Annotated in this window: 9 protein-coding genes and 1 pseudogene; 4 read left to right on the top strand and 6 right to left on the bottom strand. The window is 50.2% G+C overall.

Translation table 11 applies throughout. The annotated features are described in order from the left end of the window. The first annotated feature begins 292 nt into the window (after positions 1-292). The 4 genes and pseudogenes from B2Y11_RS05660 to B2Y11_RS05645 form a co-directional block, all read left to right on the top strand. Positions 293-2,245, top strand: coding sequence for a KAP family P-loop NTPase fold protein (locus B2Y11_RS05660; RefSeq protein ID WP_291057178.1), 1,953 nt, complete (start codon positions 293-295; stop codon positions 2,243-2,245). Positions 2,246-2,859: 614 nt separating this feature from the next. Then, complete coding sequence (locus tag B2Y11_RS05655; protein ID WP_008859304.1) at positions 2,860-3,228, top strand: type II toxin-antitoxin system RelE/ParE family toxin; 369 nt, start codon at positions 2,860-2,862, stop codon at positions 3,226-3,228. Continuing rightward, positions 3,225-3,500 carry a helix-turn-helix domain-containing protein gene (locus B2Y11_RS05650; RefSeq protein WP_008859305.1) on the top strand — a complete coding sequence of 92 codons (276 nt, stop codon included), beginning with the start codon at positions 3,225-3,227 and terminating at the stop codon, positions 3,498-3,500. The genes B2Y11_RS05655 and B2Y11_RS05650 overlap by 4 nt, the downstream gene beginning before the upstream one ends. A 699-nt stretch (positions 3,501-4,199) precedes the next feature. Further along, positions 4,200-4,409: pseudogene (locus B2Y11_RS05645) on the top strand (abortive phage infection protein); the annotation flags it as partial. Positions 4,410-4,570: 161 nt separating this feature from the next. Here B2Y11_RS05645 and brxL read toward each other — a convergent pair. The 6 genes from brxL to B2Y11_RS05615 form a co-directional block, all read right to left on the bottom strand. Beyond that, positions 4,571-6,604 carry a protease Lon-related BREX system protein BrxL gene (gene brxL / locus B2Y11_RS05640; protein WP_291057173.1) on the bottom strand — a complete coding sequence of 678 codons (2,034 nt, stop codon included), beginning with the start codon at positions 6,602-6,604 and terminating at the stop codon, positions 4,571-4,573. Positions 6,605-6,635: 31 nt separating this feature from the next. Beyond that, positions 6,636-9,179 (bottom strand): BREX-1 system phosphatase PglZ type A, encoded by a 2,544-nt coding sequence (gene pglZ, locus B2Y11_RS05635; protein ID WP_291057171.1) that lies wholly within the window; start codon positions 9,177-9,179, stop codon positions 6,636-6,638. A 307-nt stretch (positions 9,180-9,486) separates the two neighbouring features. Continuing rightward, positions 9,487-13,044 (bottom strand): BREX-1 system adenine-specific DNA-methyltransferase PglX, encoded by a 3,558-nt coding sequence (gene pglX / locus B2Y11_RS05630; protein WP_291057169.1) that lies wholly within the window; start codon positions 13,042-13,044, stop codon positions 9,487-9,489. 24 nt (positions 13,045-13,068) lie between these two features. Next, on the bottom strand, positions 13,069-16,725 hold the full coding sequence (brxC, locus tag B2Y11_RS05625) for a BREX system P-loop protein BrxC (RefSeq protein WP_291057167.1): 3,657 nt from the start codon (positions 16,723-16,725) through the stop codon (positions 13,069-13,071). An 11-nt stretch (positions 16,726-16,736) separates the two neighbouring features. After that, positions 16,737-17,354, bottom strand: a complete 618-nt coding sequence (locus B2Y11_RS05620) for a DUF1788 domain-containing protein (RefSeq protein ID WP_291057165.1) — start codon at positions 17,352-17,354, stop codon at positions 16,737-16,739. Further along, positions 17,355-17,957, bottom strand: a complete 603-nt coding sequence (locus B2Y11_RS05615; RefSeq protein ID WP_291057163.1) for a DUF1819 family protein — start codon at positions 17,955-17,957, stop codon at positions 17,355-17,357. Positions 17,958-18,193 lie beyond the last annotated feature (236 nt).

Here is an 18,193-nt window from a genome sequence, read left to right as displayed (position 1 = left end):
ATGAATGAATCAGTGCTTCCTTAGAGTCAGGTGGCACAATGCACCGCGTCCATAGGGATACTGTGCACATCCTGCAGAGGGTCTCCAAGTCAGGCGAAGTTGGTCCTTAGCCTGCACATAAAAGAGGTTCCCTATGAATCGTCCGACCGATTCGCCAGGAGTGTCCCGCAAAAGCCCCCTGCCACATTGACAATGCCTCTGCAGCTACTTATCATAAAGGTAAATCATATTATTTTTGACATTCTAACATCTGGTGAAATCCGCATTGTATGAAGGAAGAAGGTCAATCCATATGCCTATGTTTTTCAAAAATATTAAAGATACTTCGGAAAGATACGCGTCCCGTATGATGGCTCCTTCCGGGCAGTCTCTTCCGGATCAGGCGGCGGTGGTAGACAAATTTGAAATCGGCAGGTATATCAACGGCCTGGCTCATTTTATCGAAAACTGCAAAACCCCCATGACCATTGCCATTCAGGGCGATTGGGGAACGGGCAAGACGAGTATCATGAAAATGGTACAGAAAAAGATAGATGAAGAAAATGCGGCACCTTCAGAGAGCGGCAGTGTCAATGAAATAAGTCAGGAAGCATCCAATATCAAGATTATCAACTTTAACACATGGCAGTTCTCCCAATTCAACATGGACAAAGGCCTTCCGCTGATTATGCTTGAAAGATTAATCAGCATGCTGCAGTACAAGGACACCCATTTATCAAACTTCAGGAGTGATGAATCCATCGATGCCCTGAAGCGGGTCATGGCAACCATTGGTGATTTGATTGGCGGCACATTCGTCCAGGGCGATATCAATATCGTTAAACGTTTATTTGAAGGCAACTCCATCAAAGAATTTGCCAAGTTAGGTGATAAATATAAGGACCTGATTGAGGATATCCTGGATATCCACCACAATGGCGGCAAAGAAAGCGCAGACTCTCCCGAAAGGGCACAATCTGCGGATGACAGGAAAAGAGTGGTTTTCTTTATTGATGACTTAGACCGTTTGGAACCGTCTACGGCGGTTGAGCTTCTGGAAGTGCTGAAGCTGTTTCTGGACTGCCCGCACTGCGTTTACGTATTGGCCATTGACTACTCCGTAGTCATACGCGGCGTAAAAGCAAAGTACGGAAAAGATTTTGACGAAGAAAAGGGCCGTGCTTTCTTTGATAAAATCATCCAGGTGCCGTTCCAGGTACCGGTAGAACGATATGATATCAACAATTTCATAAAATCCTGCACGAATGAAACAGGCATCACTCCTCCTTCTGCCGCAAAAGATGGCATAGGGAATGTCAAAAACTACACCAGCCTGGTGAAACATTCCATCGGAAATAATCCAAGGGCCATCAAACGGCTTTTCAACGCTTTTCTCTTACTGGAAAACATACTCGGTGAAGAAAGTTATTATAAGGATGAAAAGAAACAGATTCTTCTTTTTGCACTGCAATGCATGCAGAATACCTCCGGTTTCTATCCCTTTTATCAGTACCTTATACAGAAACGGGACGACGATGACATGATTGATGACCTTTTGACATTGGATCAGATTGACTCTGAATTCTATGCTTTATTCAAGGTCAAGGACAGCCAAAAGGAAAAATTCCAGGACTGCAAAGAGAAATTTGCGAATTTCATCAGCACCCTCTATGACATATTGGGAATTACAAATAAAGATAAAAACGATGAAATCTGGAAAGATATCATAGAAGTAATCAGTTATTCATCCGACACGGCCGTAAGCCTGCAGCCTGCCCCCTCCAGTGTTTCAAAGCAGTACACCCGTGTAACGACGAAATATGAATACCGGGGACAGACATATGAACGGAATGACAGAAGAGGATTTGCATTGGGGAATTTATGCAGGAAAATGATTATAGATTTCATTGATAATGTCAAAAAGAACCATGATGAAATGGACCGGTTGAAGGCCATTCTGAATTTCCGCCGCCTGCTGAAGGACACCCTGGAGAAAGCGGAAATCAATATCGCCAGCCAGGGAGATTTATTATTTATCTATCGGGAAACCGGCAACGGTCAAAAAGTCGATATCGAAACAGCGCAGGAATTTAATCCTTCCATATATTCCAGCTATGTGACCGATGTGGCCGCCCAGTGGAAGGACATCTCCGATACCTTCCATATAAATATCTGCAGGATCTGGTACGCCTTAGAAATACCTGAACTCATTGAGACACTGAAACGGCTGAGATATGACCCGAAATGCACCCCCTTAAAGTCGTAAGTTTCTCATTTTGGGGATAAACGGCCAGCCTCTGTCTTCCCTGTTTTTACCCAATGACCACTTCCTGTGAACAACTCAAAAAGGCAATGAAGAAATGATTTTCTATTTCCTCACTGCCTTTTTCTTATCCCCTTTCCACTCGCCTATTCCACGCCCAGCGCCATGCGGCGCGGTGGTGGCTGAAATCTGGCTCGGGTCCATGGAGCCCCGCCCTCCCACCGTCAACCGGGGTCGGTCAGCCGACAATCGGAAGGCCCTTTTATGGGCAGGCTCCTTCCCGCCTCCCACCGTCATTCTGAGCCGTAGGCGAAGAATTCTGGTACATGTAGATAGTGACACTTACTAGTCCACTAGTTCACCAGATCACCAGATCACTAGCTCACTAGCTCACTAGCTCACTAGCCCACTAGCTCACTAGCTCACTAGCTCACTAGCCCACTAGCTCACTAAAGAATCCCAGTCGGCGGGAAGGTTTGCACCGTGGCTGATTTTCTCCAGCAACTAGCAACCAGCCACTCTCACACCCGCAGGGCGTGTCTATAAAGGCACCATACATATTTGTCATTTGATAGCAGATATGCTATCATAAATACAGTGGAGTAAAGGAGTGTATGATGTATAAGATTGAATTTTATGAGTCTCAAAACGGTTCGTCCGATGTTTGGGATTTTCTTGAAACCCTTCGCAGGAAAGGCAATTCCAGTAAGGATGCCCGTATTCAATACAATCAAATCGTCTTCTACATCGACCTTCTTTCGAAGAATGGCACCAATCTCCCAACAAATATAACAAAACATCTGGAGGAGGACATCTGGGAACTTCGTCCAGGAAATAACAGAGTCTTCTATTTCTACTATGCAAAAGGCTGTTACGTACTCCTTCATCATTTCCGTAAGAAATCCCAGAAAACGCCGAAACGAGAAATAACCCGCGCCAAATATGAAAGAGACGATTATATCCGACAAAAGGAGGAAGAGTCATGAGAACCTGGGAAGATTATAAAAACCATGTCAAGTCCATCAGCAAAGATGAAAAGAGAAACATGGAAGAAATCGAAGAAGTCAGTGCTATCGTTTCATCCATCATTGAAAGGAGACAGGAGCTTGGAATGAGCCAGCGCGCCCTGGCAGAGCGCTGCGGCATCCCCCAGTCCTCCGTGGCCCGCATTGAGACCCTCAAAACGACGCCTAAGCTGGACACCCTCATCAAACTGATGCAGGCCCTTGATTTAAAATTGACAGTCGCCACTGCATGACATGTAAAAAACATCCCGGCCCCTTAGTCCTGGATGACCACAAAAGAGCTGTGAAGAAATAAATGACATTTCCTCACAGCTCTTTTTATCTATGCAGCTTACCGTTTTTATTCCATGCTCTCCTTCATCTTTTCCACCGCTTCAAGGGAAAGCCCGGTTCCGCCCAGGTCTTGGTCCCGGCCGCGCCCGCCTCACACGTCATCTCGAGCGGAGCTCTGAACCGGTATGAGGATAAAAGTATCAGAGCTCCATTGATACTCTGAGCCGAGAGATCTCCCACCGTAATGCGTCCTGCACCAATTTGCAGTGAGATTTCTCCACTCCACTGCGTTACGGTCGAAATGACAGTGAGGTAGTCCGCCGCCAGGCGCCCCGGTCCCGGTCTCGATCGCGCCGTAAGGCACTCCCAGCAACCAGCTGCAAGATACCGGCTGCAAGATACTAATCCTTACGCTATTCCCTCTCCGCCGGTGCGTAATCATCGGGCCCGATGGAAACTACGGTTTTTTCCCAATAGAAAAGCTCTATAAAATAAAAAGAAAAGGCGCCAGCCCCCCACCGAAACGGGCGAAGGTTCTGACGTCTTTCTTTATCTGTATTATAAGCGCCTGCTATCTGGATTGCAAGCAAAACTTATAAATAAATTTCTATCTTTTGCGCTAGGAGCTCCTATCCCTGGGACGCATGGAATACAGGAACTCCTTTAACCACTTCATACCTGTTTACGACCTGGAAAGAACCATCTGCGACCTGATCAGAAGCCGCAGCTCCTTTGAAATCCAGGATTTCCAGGCCGCCCTTAAAAATTACGTATCCCGCCCCGACAAGGACCTAAACCGGCTCATGACCTACGCTCCCCTTTTCCATGTGGACACATTAATACGTCAATATCTGGAGGTACTTCTATAATGAAAATGACATCAGAGCAGCTGAAAGGAATGAAACATTATTTACTAAGCAAACTTCCTTATACTCCCCCATTGACCACTTTCTGTGAACAACTCAAAAAGGCAATGAAGAAATGATTTTCCATTTCCTCACTGCCTTTTTCTTATACACTTTCCACTCCCCTATTCCACGCCCAGCGCTTTATACACCGCGTCTTCCGCTGTCTTATAAAACACCAGGGAGAAACTGCCTATAAGTTCCGGCGGTACCGTGGAAAGATCGGCGGCGCTGGTAATGGGGAGGATGATTTTTCTGGCGCCGCTGTTTAAAGCCACCTGCAGCATGTCCGCCAGGTTTTCGGGGCGGGTGATGGAGCCGCCTATGCTGATTTCGCCTATGACGGCGGCGGAGCTAATGACCGGTTTTCCCAAAGCGATGGAAGAAAGGGAAATCAGGGTAGGCAGGGCCAGGGTGCTGGTCATGCCTATGCCGTTCAGGTCCTGGTAATTGACGATGAAATTCCTGGTGTCCGTGGAAATGGCACCGCTGATACGTTTTCCATTGGCTTTGAGGTAGTTGAAGGCCGTGTTGGCTGCTTCTTTGGCTTCATGACCGCTGCCAAGGCCGGTCTTTTCAAATTTCCCGTTCCCCTCCAGAATCTGGGATTCCAGGCGGTAGCAGCCTATGCGGCCGTCGGCGGAGGTGCCGATGGTGTAGACCTGTCCGGGGCTTACCATACCATCGGGGATGAGGCTGCCGCTCCCCTGCTCCGGCACGCTGACGTACTTTTCTTCAAAGCTGTCGTTGTCAATGTAAGAGAAATTTACATCGTAGAATTCCATGCCCCCGATTTTCTTCAGCTGTTCCTTGACGCGGCGACGCATTTCCAGAGATAGTTTCAGGATATCCTCCACTTCATCCTTTGTGAAACGGCCGTCGGGATACATGAGCTTCATGAGGCCGTCCACCATCTTTCTTACAGCGATAGTGTCGCGCTGGTTCAGGTTGCTGCCAAGGTGAAAATACCGGTCCATTTCATCGCCCAGTTCCACTTTCCGAAGCTCCCGCATCACCTCCGCCAGGTAGTCGGTGATGAAGCCGTAACTGTCGGTGAAATGTTCTGGCCGAAATTTGGGTATTTCCCACCCCGGCACATAGCAGTGCATACGGTCCAGAAAGGCTGTGTCCTCCCCCATTTCCGGAGGGAAGGGGGCAAAAAGGCTGGACGTCTTTAGCAGGGACTCCACGCTCTGGTTGATATTCCCTACGAAAACCATGGACGCCGAGGCAGACTTTTCCTCCTTGCCCCGGGAGAAGGAACCGGAGGCCATATAGTCCTTCATGATCTGAATGCCATCGTGGTCCTTGAAATGGATGCCCGCCACCTCATCGAAGGCCACGCAGTCCCACAGGCCCACCAGGCCTATCTGCTTACTGGCCATATTATAGAAAAGATTGGCCACCGTGGTCTGGCCGCCGGATACAAGGATACTGTTCGGCGACACTTCCTTATAAAGATGGGATTTTCCCGTACTCCGGGGGCCCAGCTCACAGTAGTTGAAATTGTTTTCCACCAGCGGCACCATGCGGCAGAGGAGAAGCTCCCGTTCCCTTTCGGTAAACTTATCCGGTTCCAGTCCCGTAGAGCGGAGGAGCAGGGACAGCCATTCATCCTTTGTGAAATAGGCTCTTCCCTCTTTAAATTCCTCTATATCTACATGGGGCATCTGGATAGGCGTGAGCTCCCTGATATGGATAGGCCCGCCAGGCCGTCCCGTGTCCGACGCCTCATCGCTCCTATCATAGTCCAGCTGGATGATGCACCAGATACCGCCGCAGAGAAGGCGATCATAGTCCGTGGGATAGCGGGCATCCACCGGCACCCCCTTGAGGCCCAGGTTGGAAAATTCCGCCTCATACATGTCGTAGCGGATGTTGAGCTTTACCGACACCTTGTCGATGACGGTGAAAGACCCCTGTTCCCGAAGTCGGGAGAGGATTTTCTGGGCCTCATCGGGGCGCACATAGTTATTGGCCAGGATGCGTTTTACATCTTCCAGCCCCGCCTGGATTTCCTCCTCCTTCTGGGACGCGCAGTACATGCCGAGGAGGTACTCCAGCACATACACCGGCACATTGGCACCTTCCTTGATTTTCCGGGTGAGGTCCTTTCTCACCACCTTGCCAGGATAGGTTTCATACAGCTTTTCCTGCATTGATTTCTCTTCAGCCACTCTCTCCACCACCTTAGAAGCCGAAACGATTCTGGATAGCCAGTTCGATAGACAGGGGCTGGTGCAGGATAGCCACGCCGGTCCTCGTATCCACCACTTCCAGATAATACGTCTTGTCCCTGTCGAAATAATAATTATCCTTCAGCCGGAGGGTGACACTTCTCCTTCTCTTATCCGGCTCCTCCGATTCACTGTCCGCCGTGATTTTTGCATCGGTGGACACTTTTTCATTTTCGGAAGAAAGGAAATACACCAGGTATTCCGCCGCCTTCGTTTCCGCCGTTACCGGTTCGGACTGCAGAAATTCCAAGGAAACGAATTTGCTGGTTACCCTGGAAATCGGCGTCAAAAGGGTAAGGCCTGCAGTCTTCGTATCCACATGGGCCCTTTCCATCTTCACCGTTACCAGAGGGATGATGAGCTCCTGGGGAGAAGAACCGCCATGGACATAGCTGAGACTTCCCGAAGCCTTGAAAACATGGAGCCCGTAAGGGAAGGAAACGATTTTATCATCCGATCCGCCCAGGATATCCTTCATGGCCATATGGCACACTCCGTCCCGCAGCACCGGCTTTTTTGCCAGGATATAACGCCGCTTCACCACCGATTCCTCATCGGAGAGACTTTCGATTTTCTCACTTTCACTGAAACCATCCCGCTTATAGAGGAAACCATGGTCCGCTGTAACCATGAACTTATGTACATTGGCACTGCCGGACATGCGGCGGATGAAAGTATAAATCTCCTCCACCGCCCTTTCGCAGGCAGAAAGCACATCATCCGGCTTATTCTCCCCTGCCTCATCCACCTGGTCCTGATACACATAAATAAGCTGCTTCCCGTTGAAAGCATTCCGCAGCTCCTCTTTCTTCATCTTATGCAAGTCCGCCATCTGGTAGGCCCCGCTTTGGGGCACATGGAGGGAAAGCACACGGCTTCGGAAAGCCAGGCTCACGCAGTACGTGCCATCTGCCTGCTCCTGCATATTCTTCCCGCAGCCCTTGAGCTCCAGCCTGTCATGGGGCAGAAGCGCCGCCATACCAAGGCGGGTATAGGAAGGAAGGGCAGCCGTCATGGCGTCCATCTCTGCCGATGCCTTCTCATCCATAAGAAGCCGATCATAAAGCTCCCGGCCCGCCTCATAGCGGAGACCGTCAGATATGATGACCATCGTCTTTTCCTTCTCCTCTGCCAGATAGGTTTTGAAGAAATCCTTTCCCTCATTCATGCCGGAAAAATTGCCAGCTGAAAGAAGAGCTTCATTCCATGCAGGGAGAAGATGGCCCATGTACTCATTAGTGTAAATATTTTCCACCAGCTGCCTGAGCTTCTCCAGTTTCTCATCCGCCTCCAGCCCGTCATAGGCCAGATAGAAATCACGGTATCCCCTGTCCACGGTATACCAGCTTTCACTGTACTCCTTTTTCATTGCAGGAAGGCTTCCAGAGAAATGGTACTTCATGGACCCTATGACCACCATGGCAGCCCGAAAAAGGGCGTACTCTCCGGCATATGTCCTGCCGAAATGGGTGCGGCTCCGGAGTTCGCAGATGTCTGCCATAGAAAGATTTCCCACCTTTTCGGTCACATCCTCCGCCATGAGCCTGCCGTAGAGCCACTCCAGAATGAGCCTGTCCACATCTTTGAAAGCCTCCGCTTTAAGAAGACATTCCACCGGCCAGGACGCAAAGGCAGAAAAAGGCGAAAGCGCTTCTGCCGCTGTTTCCGAAAGACCGTCATAAAGCTCCCGGTACTTCTCATTATGACGGAGATTATCCAGAAAAGAAAGGATATTCCCCGACTTTTTGGGATAAGATAAAGTCTTCCACCCATCCGGGACAGGCCTTTCCATTTCCTTTTCTGCCGCCGTAACGAAGAGGGAAATCACCAGCTGCGTCAAAGAGGACGGCGTCTTGTTATAGCCGAAATACTTCTCCACCTGGGACCAGAAAAAGTCAAGAACACCGTACTTCTCAAAAAGAGAAAGACAGGGATTTTCCGTAAGCGAAGAAGACAGCACGGAACGCATGATTTCCTCAAAGGAAATGGTAGCCGCCCCGGCAAGGACCGCCAGGATGCCCATGGGGATGGTAACGGCATTATAAGTCTCTATATCCAGATGATTGAACTTCCTCCGCCGCTCCCCGTTATTCCAGAAATCACCGTGGGCCTCCATGACACTCCGACAGCCCTCATCCATGCCAAGCTCCAGCATCACAGTGGAAATCCTATCCGCCTGGAAAAGAGTGGAATACAGAATCATATCCTCCAGATGATTTTCTGCTGCTGCCGGCCTTGGGAAAGGCACGTAAATGAGATAATTCGACTCCCTGTCATTCCGCTCCAGAAGCACCTTCGTTGCAAACTGGTTCGTCCCCGTGAGAATCCTTACCTTCGCATTGGTCAGCAGTCCCGAAAGCTCATCCAGGTCCGACGCAAAGTCCCCTTTGCTGTCAAACCAGAAAACCAGCTTCCGTCCCTCCCCAGGCTCTATGTGGAAAAGATCATTCAGTTTGTCTGCAGCCTGTGCAAGGCTTAAATCGGATTTTACTGCCATAATGACTCCTTGTATGAATAGATGAAATGAAAGGGCTAAGAGCAGGGGCCGCTAAGCGGCCCGGGTTCAGAGGGTTCAGAAGGTTCTGCCCGCTTCCAGCGGGCGGGTTCAAAGGGTGTGGTATCGCCGTTTCGCGGCGATGAATTTGATACGCTGCCTGGCAGCGAAATCCGTAAAACTTCGCTTCGCTCGTTGGTTTGTTTCCCCTCGCCCGACAGGGCGGTTGTGAAGGTTTTATCCAAACTGGCGCCTTCAATCATTTAAAAGGCGCCCATCAACCCTCACGCCGAAGGCGTGTCCACAGCCCTTACTTAATCGCCGCCAGAATGGGGTATTTCTTTCCTTCCCTGTCGGTCTGGGCTTTTTCATAGTTCACTTTGACGCCGTCGTCCAGATCCAGGGTAATGTAGGAAAGGGCCAGGTGGCCCAGTTTTTCATCGTAGGCCTGGCATTCCAGGAGCTGGGCGGTGAATTTTTCCTGCTCCTTTTTCGCCTTCACCGCCGCCGGTGAGGAGGGGTCGGCGGCTATGGTGTTTCTGCATTCCTCTATGCGCTGCTGGTAAATCTTTTCCATGCGGTGGAGGTAGCGGTTCCTCATGCGGCTCATGGTGTCCTTGTCGTAGCGGTGGAGGTAGATGAGGGATTTGAAGCCGTTTTTCTTGCCGGAGTCGAAAAGCCAGTAAATGGGCCGTTTCTGGTAGGTTTTGCAGTGGTCCTTGAAGAAGTCGGTAAGAAAATATTTACGGAGCGCCTCTCTGGGGGAGTCCCCTTTTTTGCCCAGGGCCTCGGCCATGAATTTCAGGTTTTCCTGCAGGGTATCTTTGCCGTAGACAGCGGAAAGCCAATCGGTGAAGCGGCCTACCATGTCATCATCGAAATAGGCTTCGTCGGTGATGGGGATGATGTTGTCTTCGTCGGGGAGGAAGGTCTTGTACTTTGTACGGTCCCACTCTCCCCCTGCATAGGCCAGGCCCGGGGTGTCCAGAGAGTAGCGGCCCAGAATGCAGCCTACGCCGTAGGAAATGAGGGAACGGATATCCCTCCCCAGGTCCGCCTTCCGTACCGTCACATCCTTGTCTTCCTCCTCCGGCGTCAGTTCGTCCTCCAGACCGTAGATATGGATGAAAATACGGTTCAGCTCTTCCTCATTCCCCTTGAGTTTTTGGAAACGGGTTTCGCATTCTTCCTTCCACTGGGAAAAGGCCTCTTCCACCGTGCCCACAGGACGCATCAGAGGATGGCACTGGAAATCCCAGGACGTTTCAAAGGCGTCCCAGTCGGCTTTGCAAAGTGAAATATTTCTTTTACATAAATCAGTCACTTTGAAATCACTTTCAATTTCTGGGTTTTCGGGGATGAGAATAATATCTCCAACCTTGAAATCCATTGTGGGCGAAAAAAACTTAAGATACATCTTGGCAACACAAGAATTTAATAGGGCAATGATAGAGAACAGATTGGTTCCGTTTTTAGCAAATCCCATGGCTCCCTTAGAGTCAAACATTGCATTTTGGGAATACCGTACTGATATATCACCTGTAGACAACGATGACCAAGTCATCCCCTCTTTAAAGCTATATTTACCATTATAATTATGAGACCTAATTCTACCCGTTTTCAAATCAATGTTATGCTTTATTTCGTATCCATTATTAGACCAATTTACTACCCTCTCATTATTGCCATACCACCGCCTATATGAACCACCCTTATTGTATGGGAACCATTTATGCCCAGAATCTTCTGCTTCTTGTTGATTTCTAGCATAAAATTCGATATTATTGATAGCTACCTCAAACCAAAACCTTAAAAAACGCGCATTATCTGAGGTGGCCATGCCCTCTCTTGTTGCAACATATTTTCCTAATTCTGGCAAGGAAAAAGTGTTCGCAATATTTCCGCTTACCCAATAAGCAATAGGACTTCCTGGAATCTTATCAAATTGTGACTGATTTATTAAATTCCGATTTTTTCCATCAAGGAACATATCATCTTTCCCCTGCTGGCTGGTAGGTTCTACCAGACGGGCATAGGTACCTTTATAATCACTGTACATAGTGGGCTGCAGCACAAAAGCCGTAGTCTGCACCACTTCCCCGCCGATTTCTTCAAAAGCACGAGCGCCTAAGTGAGCCATATTGATGATGGTGTCATTAGAAAGAAGACGAGAACGCAATTTTTCAAAAGATAAAAGGAACATCCAAGAATGCTGGGTAATCATGGCCTGATATCCGTATTCTAAAATGAAATCATGGCACCGCTCCATGAAGCAGGCAAAAAGGTCTGCCTTGGCATCGGAATAATATTCCTTTACATATTTAGATAACTTTGCGTCCATTTTCCCGGAACCCATATAAGGTGGATTCGTCACTGCTGTTATAAACTGGCTCCCCAATATTTCCGCACACTCCACCAAGGGCAGCAGTTCCTTCTTAATGACTTCTCCATAAAAGCTGCCGCTTTCCAGTTCCTGCTGCAAGTATTTTCTGAGGCCCTCAAAGTCTGCTTTCCGCACGCGGATGAGGGAACCATAAATTTTCCCGTCTTTCATGTCTTCCATAATGGAAACCATGTCTTTTTTAAGGTCCTTTTCCTTTTCAAAGACAGCGTTCACCAGGGAAGTGTCCAGCCCATTGCTTTCTGTAATGACACAGGTATGAGGTTCCAGATGGTTTCTGAAGAACCGGCGGTCGTATTCCCTGCCCTTCATCATGACTTCGAAGTATGCCAGCTGGGCCGCTCTTTCGTCGATTTCAAGGCCGTAAAGGTTATGGGTGATGATGGATTCCACGGCGCTCCTGTCGTCCCTGCCGGAGGCGCGGTAAATATCCATGAGAAGGTCGAAGGCGTAGGCCAGGATGTGGCCGCTTCCCATGCAGGGGTCCAGGAAGGTGAGGTCTTCGGGATTGAGTTTCTTTCTCTCTTCCCGAAGGGCAGTAAGCTTTTCTTCCACTGCCTCATCCTGTTTTGCTTCTGGAATATAGTATTTCCACTTGGCCTGCAGGGCTTCATCGGGGTGCCCTTCCAGCCACAGGCGGCCCAGACTGTTTTCCACCATGTACCGTACAATCCAGTCGGGAGTGAAAAGCTGGGTGGCCGGGGCGATGGTGTCTTTTGTGATTTTCTTATTCTTCTTCAGCCCGTCGAAAACGTCTTTCTTCGGTTCCGTATTGTAGTACTGGTACATCCAGCCTACGATCTGCACCTGTTCCTTCCAGTCTTCTTCAGGAATATCATGGGCCAGGCGGTATACCACCCCTTCCCTGTCCATGACGGGCAGGCGGAGGAGGAGTTCCGTGTCGTCGTCGGTCTTTTCAAAGAGCCGGGGCAGCAGGGTATGGAGCTGGTTGCACACTTTGAGGAAAAGCATGCCGAAAAGGGCGTCGCTGTCATTTCCGTTCTTCATCTGCCGAATGCGGCGCATGTCATCGTCGGTAAAGGGAAGGCGGCTGTTTTCGGGCCAGGTCATAAGGTCCGGCTCCACCTTTCCTTCTGTCACGGAGGACAGGGGACGGATGTGGCCGGGGAGGTAGTCATTCACTTCCATGAAGCGGATGGCAATAAGACGGTTAAACCAGGTATAGGCGATTTCTTCCATGACGGCGTGATAGCCGTCTTTGTAGTCCCTGCCTTCGGCGGCCTTCGTGATACGGGCGGCCAGGCGCTCCCTTTGGTGGATGGTTTCGCCGGAAATGACCACTGCCCTGGCCCTGCCGGGCACGTTAAAGTACTGGTCCTTCCCCGATTTCAGCGGTGTTTCGATGCCCTTTTCGGTGATACCGTAGAGGGCCGCTTTCTTTTCCGTGTCCTCTATCAGTTTCTTTCTGGCCCAAATGGCAAAGTTCCTGATGGCCGTCTTGTCCATACCTGTCTCCCACCTTTAGAAATATTAGAAATGAATAATAATAGATTTCTTTTCTTTCAGTTCTCTCTCCAGCTGTGCCTTCAGCTTCTTCAAGTACCCGTCGATATCCTCTTCCGAATGAATCTTCCAGGAGTAGTCGGTGAATACATGGCGCAGAGGCACATCTACCGGCTCCCGCACCACCGGTGCCGGCTTTGGCGGTGTAACCTCCGACGGATTATCCCCATGCTCCACAGGCTGGGGATTCACGGGCCGATGTTCTTCTTCCCATTTTCTGTCCAACTCCGGAATGGTGCCCACAAGCCGCAGACGAAGGGCATAGGCCTGGTTTTTAAATCCATAGAGAACGGCTAAATTGGAATCCGCATCAGGTTTAGAGGGATGTGCACAGCTTTTAGCCTGTTGCTCCAGGATTGAAAATTGTTTTCCCCAATCTTTTTGAACCTCTATTTCATAGGGTTTGCGTTTCAGTTCATCCATGGCTGCCCGTCTGGAGTAGTTCATATCCACCTGCACTTTGACTAAGGCTGCATCCATGAGGGCTGAGAACGCGTCACTGAATTTTTCCTGTAGTTCCACCAGCTCATGAATCCGGCCATAGGGAACGGGCATGGCAATGATTGTCCTCATGTCTTCTGCCAGCTTTGCCACGGCGGGGTCATCGATATAGGTGCGGCTCTTTTCAAACTGGCGAAAGCAGATCAGGGCATTATCGAAGATTTCCCTCTGTTTGGTACCATCAGCGAAGAATTTTTCCACGTCTTCATAGTCCTCCGCCAGGTCTTCGAAGTCCTCTTCCCTGTCATAGAGTGCCTGATAGAAGGAAAGGGGCGATGTCTTCTCCTTCATCTCATTCAAAAGGGAAAGGCCCCGCCGGATGACGTCTTTTCCAGGATAAGAAGAGTTTTTCTGCATTTCCTGAATACGCTTCATGTCCCCTATCATATCGTCTGTCCGCCGGAAGAAATCGGCCATGAAGGTGTCTTCGTCTCTGCTGGCGTTGCTGTTCTTGAAGAGGTCCGCCATAATGTTCTGGGCAGCCTGCCGGCAGGTGTCCGGCACTTTCACCCTTTCTTCCATGAGGAGTCTGTCCAGCCAAGGCTTCTTCATGATGTAGTCGAAGATTTCCCCTTCCCTCCGGTTCCGGAAGGTAATGGTTTCGCCGCTCACCTTGAAGGTAATGTCGCCCTTGTGGAAGAGGCGGGCCAATATCCAGCGGATGTCCATTTCATTGAAGCCATAGGGGGCTTTCACGAACTGGTCTTCCACTTTCTTTCTGGAAATGGGCATGTGGCCCATGGTGTTCCGGCGGATGAAGTCTAGCACTTCCGACTGGGCCAGGGCGTTCGGTTCACTATCTATCATAGGCATGTTTCCGGTAATGCCGCCTCTGATTTCATTGCGGATATCGCTTTCATCCATACCGGTGTCGATGTAGTTCAGATTGCAGTAGGTGACGGTGCACAGTTTCTCCAGCCCTTCATTAATGCGGGCAGCGGGGTCCCGAGCTTTGATGTCCCGTCTTTCACCGTTCACGTAGAAGCGGGCATTGGTGAGGGCCTCTTTCAGCTCCTGCGCCGCTCTTTCTTCTCTTTCCCGCCTTTCCACTCTTTTCGCTTCCAGAATGCTCCGGTACCCTGCTTCGTCGGATTTCGTGCCCTGGTTCAGGAATTTCGTAATCTGGAGAGCCGTACGGATTTCCGTGAAATACTCCATGTCCTCTGGCAGCACGATGAGGAGCTGGTGGGCTTCGGCGGATTTCATGGCCATAATGGTATCATTGTCCCTGCCGTGATAACTGCCGGTAATCATATGGATGACCATGTCTTCGCCCTGCCCTGTCCTGCCGTAGGCCTCATCGTCGATGTACTGACCCAGGGGGAAGAAGTAGCGGCCCGCAAGGTAGGGGGGATGGTATTTCTTTTCTTTATAAATGGTGTCGAAGAGGATGGAGTTCATTTCCTTGTACACGTCCCCCGCTTCCACTTCGATGTCGCCGATGGTACGGTTGATGGTCTGTTCTTCGTCGGAAAGGAAGGTGTAGCGTTCGCCGTTTTTCTGCACCAGCATCTGTCCGCAGAGGATTTTCAGGGATTTCTCCACTTCCTCCTTCATCTTGATGCGGTCGCAGGACACATTGTCTATCATGAGGGTGGTGATGTTTTCCAGGTTCGGCTCCAGGGTGTCCAGGTTCTTTATCATGAAAAGCACCTTCAGCACGTTCACGGTGAAGCAGTCTTCTTCATGGTCCGGATTGATTTTCTCATTTTTCAGGGCATTGCTGATGACGCTCCGGTTATTGTGGTCCAGAAAATCCTCCAGAGGGCCATAGAAGGCGTAGTAGGGCATGAGAAGGTCCAGGTCCTCATGCATATGATTCTGGGCGGACTCCTTGAAGAGGGAAAGGAGGGACCTTTCGCCGCTGGAAAGGTGTTTACCGGAGGCGCCGGATTTCCTCACTTCCGTCAATGTCTGTCCCAGCAGGCTGAACTGGTAGGGCACGAAGGGAAAAACGGCAGCGTAGTCTTCCTTATTTTTATAGAGCTTATGCTCCACTTCCCCGGTGAAATGGAAGAGATTCTGGATTTCATTTTCCCGTCCTTCATAAAAGGCGGTGAGCGCATCGGTGCCTGCCTCCGTCTTTTCCAGGATACGTTTCTTGATAACCGTATCGGCGTCGGCGGAGGAAAGGGAAATGCGGGTATCGAAGCGGCCCTGAATCTTGGAAAAGTCCTGGCGGAAGAATTTGTCCATCTTTGTAATGGTGTCCACGGCCTGCTGGCTGGTCACCACGATCCAGGCGCGGCCTTTGCACTTGGTGCCCAGCTGCTCCGTAATGGTCTGGAGGTTCAGCATGCGGTCCGGGTCCTGGGATACGTACTGCCCCACTTCGTCTATAAGAAAGACCATGCGGCTTTCCCTGCCCCGGCTGTCCAGGTATTTCTTCACCCTTTCCGCAAAGTCTTCTATGCTCATGCGGTTTCCCTGCTGGTCCGCCTTTTCGCACCAGTTCCGGGCGGCCTCTTCGCTCATGAATTTCATGGACGTTAAAACGTCCACCACGTCGTCCTGGATGAAATCGAAGTCATCCCTTTCGTCCACCCAGGCGCTGCCGGTGATTTCCATGAAGCGGTCCTTGAATTCCTGATACCGCCCTTTTTCATCCAGCTTCCGCTCCAGCTCCGCCACGTAGGGCAGGGCACCGCAATAGCCGCGCATTTCGTTAAATACGCGGATGAATACGTCAAGCAGGCTGTCTTCGCCCTGCTGTTTGCTGCTTTTGGCGTCGATATTGAAGAGGATGACGTCGGTGGGAATGCTTTCGGCTCTATGGATATCGGCTATCACCATGGGGTCGCTGATTTTCCTGTCGGCGTCGAAAAAGTCCACGGCGTGGCGTCCGTCGATTTCCCGATTTTCCAGAAGGTAGGAAAGGATTTTCAGGAAGTGGGATTTACCACTGCCGAAGAAGCCGGAAATCCACACGCCCATTTTTTCCGTGTCTTTGCCTATGGAATCGGCATAGGCATGGAAGAATTTGGCAAAGTGTTTTTTCAGTTCGTCGGTGACTACATATTCATCCAGTTCCTGCTTCACCGTGGCGTCGTCTAAGGCGTCGGCCTTGATGACCCCTTCCAGGCTGCGGTCGATGGGTCTGACAAAAATATCTTTGATTTCCATAACGTTCCCTCTTATCTCACAATGCGGAATGCGCGGTAGTAGTTGTCTTCATGCATTTCGCCGAATATGCGGAGTTCCTGCTCTGTGTATATGCCGGGGTAGAAAAGAATCATGGGAGTAGCCATGAATTCCTTGGGCATATTGTAAAAGACCTGGTTGAAGACTTCCTGGGCCCGAAGGATGGGATAGCATTTCCCTATGCCCGTCAAAAAGAGCACAGACCGGGGATCCGCCTTTTCCTTCAAATACTCCACCAGCCGGTTTTCCGAAAGACCATTGGCGTCATTGGACATGCGCAGAGTGTGGTTGATGGCCCGGCTCACCGCAGGAAGGCCCTTCTTGATTTCCATCTGGTAAACCTTATCCAGAAAGTGCTTTTCTTCCAGGTAGTCTATCATCATATCGTACAAGTCAAAAATCTGGAGCGGCACCAGGCCATCCAGTTTCCGCCGGATATCTTCAATGCCCCGGCGTACTTCCATCTCCCGTCGGGGATCGTAGTCGAAGACCCAGTAATTCACTTCATTCGCTTTCCCGCCGCCGGTGCGGAACTCGGGATTCCGTATCTTCGTTTCCAGTATTTCCAGCCGTTCTTCCAAAGTCTTCGGGCTTCCCAGGGCTGTCTCCATTTATCTCTCCCCTTCCAGCGCTTTCCGGATGGCAGTCATACCGTTTCCATCCAGATATTCTTCTATATCCGGGTCCACAAAGACCTTCCGGATGGTCTTCTTTCCGGCGGCCCCTTCCAGAAGGCCCCCTTCCGAAAGAAAAGTGCGGTAGGCTCCGGCCATGCGGCGGAGCGTCTTCTCCTGCCATTTAGCGGCCCGCTCACTCTTTGTCTGCACGTCCCGGAAGAACATGCCGAAGTCCTTCTCCGTAAGCTCATGGAGACCGGTAATCATCTTCTCCCGCACCACGTAGTACACAAACTCAAAAAACATGCGGTCCCAGTTCATAATGGAAGCCAGCACCAAAAGCCGCTGTCCCGCCACATCTTCCTTCAGGAAAAGGGAAACAAAAGGCCCTTCCATGGCGCTGATGCGGGAAGACAGATGGTTGAAAATCTGGTCCCGTCGAAGGGCCGAAGGGGCGCCGAAGAGATTCTCCGCCTGATTTTTCTTCTTAATATCCGTAAGACTCATGCCATCCGCAAGAAGCTCAATGATCTTCCTTTCCTCACTGAACCAGAAGGGATACTTCACCAGTCCCATGCTGTAATCTTTCACGTCCATAGAGTCACTCCACTCCTGCTGAGGGATACAAAAATCCCATGATATAAACATTTTAACACATATAAGCAGGCTTTGGCATCCTGTGGGAAAAAGGCTGTCCCTGCGTGCCCGCCTTCCCGCCTCACAGGCGTTATTATGAACGAAGCGAAGAATTTCAGTAATAAATAGTAAGTAACAAAAATGCTGCTGCATACCGGTCGGCGGGAAGGCTCCACTAAGGAAGCGCTGATTAAATC

Origin of the sequence: Dialister sp. UBA1703 (assembly GCA_002320515.1) — a bacterium.
In the GTDB taxonomy this organism is placed as follows: domain Bacteria; phylum Bacillota; class Negativicutes; order Veillonellales; family Dialisteraceae; genus Dialister.
The sequence above is the reverse complement of the archived record's forward strand: the minus strand, read 5'-3'. Positions and strand labels throughout refer to the sequence as shown.

Bases quoted from the DNA above. Each gene is read 5' to 3' on its own strand.
- brxL (WP_291057173.1), bottom strand. From the start codon at position 6,604: ATGCAGGAAAAGCTGTATGAAACCTATCCTGGCAAGGTGGTGAGAAAG.
- B2Y11_RS05655 (WP_008859304.1), top strand. From the start codon at position 2,860: ATGTATAAGATTGAATTTTATGAGTCTCAAAACGGTTCGTCCGATGTT.
- pglX (WP_291057169.1), bottom strand. From the start codon at position 13,044: ATGGACAAGACGGCCATCAGGAACTTTGCCATTTGGGCCAGAAAGAAA.
- brxC (WP_291057167.1), bottom strand. From the start codon at position 16,725: ATGGAAATCAAAGATATTTTTGTCAGACCCATCGACCGCAGCCTGGAA.
- pglZ (WP_291057171.1), bottom strand. From the start codon at position 9,179: ATGGCAGTAAAATCCGATTTAAGCCTTGCACAGGCTGCAGACAAACTG.
- B2Y11_RS05650 (WP_008859305.1), top strand. From the start codon at position 3,225: ATGAGAACCTGGGAAGATTATAAAAACCATGTCAAGTCCATCAGCAAA.
- B2Y11_RS05660 (WP_291057178.1), top strand. From the start codon at position 293: ATGCCTATGTTTTTCAAAAATATTAAAGATACTTCGGAAAGATACGCG.
- B2Y11_RS05620 (WP_291057165.1), bottom strand. From the start codon at position 17,354: ATGGAGACAGCCCTGGGAAGCCCGAAGACTTTGGAAGAACGGCTGGAA.
- B2Y11_RS05615 (WP_291057163.1), bottom strand. From the start codon at position 17,957: ATGGACGTGAAAGATTACAGCATGGGACTGGTGAAGTATCCCTTCTGG.